Genomic DNA, 3,406 nt, shown 5'->3' on the forward strand with positions numbered 1-3,406 from the left:
TGCCGCTGACCGTGACCAATGTCGGCACCGGCGAGACGGAACTGTCCAACACCTACGACCCCAGCACCGATCTACTGCAATCGCGCTCGCGTTTCGGCGAGTTCATGATGAGCTACACCTACAACAGTGCCGGTCAGCTCGCCAGCTTCACCGATGGCAATAGTCAAACGACCAAGCTAAGCAACTACTACCGCGGCATTCCGCAGGAAATCGACTATCCCGACAGCGGCACCGAAACGCTGACAGTGGATGACCTGAGCGAGATTACATCGATCACGGATCAGAACAGCCATACCACGCAATACACCTACGATCCGATCGGCCGCATTCATCAAATTATTTATCCGACCAACGATACGGTGTCCTGGTACACCAAAACCTTTGTCTACACACCCACGAGCGCGACGGAACGTGGCATCTCCGGCTTGCATTGGGATCGCACCACGACCGTCGGCAACGCTGTCACCACCACCTATTTTGATGCCAAGCTGCGCCCGATCCTGAGCGACACCTCCAACGGTAGCCAGGACATCACTACAGCGAACAGCTACGACTGGACCGGCGCCACCACCTTTGCGTCCTATCCCGTGTATGGGCAGCCGGATATCACCGCCATCACCACCGGTACGCATCACCTCTACGATGCCCTGGAACGGGAATACCAGACCCAGGACGACAGCGAGCTGGGTACGCTGACCACCACGACGACCTACCTGCAAGGGCAAGGGGCTGCCAAGCAAGTCACCGATCCGAAGACCAACGTGACCACCACGTACTACCAGGTCTTCGACGAGCCGGCCTACAAGGATCCAATCCTGGTCAATGCCCCGGGCGGCATCACGCAAACCATTGTGCGTGATATCTACGGCAATTCCACCGCGATCACCCAATCTGGCGCCTACGGCAGCGAGAACGACAGCGTCACCAAGACGCTGCTGTACGACAGTTACCACCGCCTGTGTCGTACCACCGAGCCGGAAAGCGGCAGCACGGTGATGGCCTACGACGCGGCCAACAATCTGGCATGGAGCGCCCAGGGACAAACCATCACCGATGGCACCTGCGGTCAGAGCGATGTGGCGACGTCCGCGCAGACCGTGCGCACGTACGATCCGATGAATCGCGTGTTGTCGATCACGCCGCCGGCCGGTACACAAGCCACCAACTACACCTATGACGCAGTCGGCAACATCCAGACGGTCAGTTCGGGTGTGACGCAGCAGCAGTTCGGCTACAACACGCGCAACTTGCTCACCACCCAGGCGCTTTCCGTGCCGGGTTATGCCTGGGCACTGGGCTATTCGTATGATGGGTATGGTCACGTCAGTGCCATCGGCTATCCCTCGTATAACGGCACCAGTGAGGGCGTGGCGTACAGCCCGGACGCCTTGGGTCGCGCGACCCAGGTGGGCGGCTATGCCAGCGGCATTGCCTATTTTCCCAATGACCAGGTGGCCGGCTTCAACTACGGCAGCGGCGCCAGCTACACCGCGCAACAGAACGCACGTCAGTTGCTGAACAATTTCAGTTACGGCGTCGGCAGTGCGTTGAACGTCAACGAGGGTTACACGTACGACGCCGACGGCAACATCACCAACGTGAACGATCAGGTCAACGGCCAGCGCACGAAAGCTTTTGGTTATGACGCCCTCAACCGCCTGACCAGCGCGACGGCCAGCAACCTCTATGGCGCGGAAAGTTACACCTACGACGCCCTGAACAATTTGCGCAGTCGCGTCACTGGCGGCACTACACTTACTCTGAACTACAACGCCAGCAATCAACTGGCGAGCGTCGCGCAGGGTGCCAGCACCACCACGGTGTACGGCTATGACACCCAAGGCAATCGCAGCAGCCTGAGCAGTGGCGGCACGACCACCACCTACACCTTCGACGCGGAGAATCAGCTGCTCCAGGTCTCGGGTGTCGAAAGCTACGCCTACAATGCGGCGGGCCGTCGCGTCACCAAGACGGGCACCAACGGCGCGGTCACGGCCTATTACTTCTACGACCAGGCCGGCCAGTTGATGTACGAGTTCGATCCGAGCGCTGGCACGGGTACGAACTATGTGTATTTGGGAACGAAGCTGATCGCCAAGCATGCGACGCAGCAGCTTGCGGTGCCCACCGGCATTGTGGTCAACCCGAATCCGAACAATGGCAACTTCACCGTGAGTTGGAGCGCGGTCACCGGCGCGACCAGCTACACGCTGCAAACCACCAACGGTCTCAGTGGCACCACGGTGGTGTACAGCGGCAGCGCGATCTCGACCGCGCAGACGGTGAGCACCGGTGGCACACAGTTCTATCAACTGCAGGCCTGCAACAGCGGCGGCTGCAGCGGTTGGGCGGATGTGTCGGTCGGCGTATGGCCGGCCATACCCACTTTCACCGGCTTACCGACCGGAACAGACAACGGTGGTTATACCGTGAGCTGGAGCGCGCCGGCGGGTGCGAATACCTATGACCTGCAGGTATCCGTCAACGGCGGTGCATGGACGGCACTTGCCACCGGTACCACGGCCACGTCATTCCCGCAGCCGGGTAACGTAACGGGCACTTACACCTATCGGGTCCAGGCGCATAACCGAACGGTGTCCGATACGGCAGGTTGGGGGACCTCGGCGACCGTGACGGTCAATACCAATTACGGCGTGGTGCCGACTCCGACGCCCACGCTCACCGTTCCTGCAACCAGTTACACCGGCGGTGCAACTATCACGTGGACAGCTGCGACGCCGATTACCGGTTACACGTTGCAGCAAAGCGCCAATGGCGGCAGCACCTGGACCACGGTACCTACGGGTACGGGCACCACGGCCACTGTGAGCGGACTCACGAATGGCAGCTACGTTTACCAGCTCAAAGCCTGCAACACGGCCGGCGGTGGGTCGGCGTGCACAAGCTGGGTCACGGCGGGCCCGATGGTGGTCACATTACCGCCCTCTCCCGCTCCAACCGTATCCGTGCAAACGACCTTGAGTACGAACGATACATACATCGTCGACTGGTCTGGCAACAACGAAGCCACGTATTACCTGGTACAGATGCAGGTCAACGGCGGTGGCTGGAGCCAAGTCCAGAAAGGCTCGGGGACGGCCTATGATGCGTCAGGCCAAGGATCTGGTACCTACAATTACGAAGTGGCGGCATGCAATGTCGCAGGGTGCAGCCCATGGAGCGCGCCCAGTCCCACGGTCACGGTGGAGCTTCCTCCCACGGCGCCCTCGCTGAGTGGCGGCGGAACCAGTAACAATGGCAGCTATGGCGTGAGTTGGAGTGGGGTGGCCACGGCGACCAGTTACATCCTGCAGGAGAACGTCAACGGTGCGGGGTGGACCACGGTGCAGTCGAGTGGTGCAACGAGTTGGAACACCAGTGGTCGCGGCAACGGGACGTATCAATA

The 3,406-nt window shown here is 60.6% G+C and carries 1 pseudogene; it reads left to right on the forward strand.

Annotated elements, in window-relative coordinates:
• Positions 1-3,406: pseudogene (locus ISP18_RS00105) on the forward strand (hypothetical protein); the annotation flags it as partial.

This window comes from Dyella humi (assembly GCF_044904605.1).
Lineage (GTDB): Bacteria > Pseudomonadota > Gammaproteobacteria > Xanthomonadales > Rhodanobacteraceae > Dyella_B > Dyella_B humi.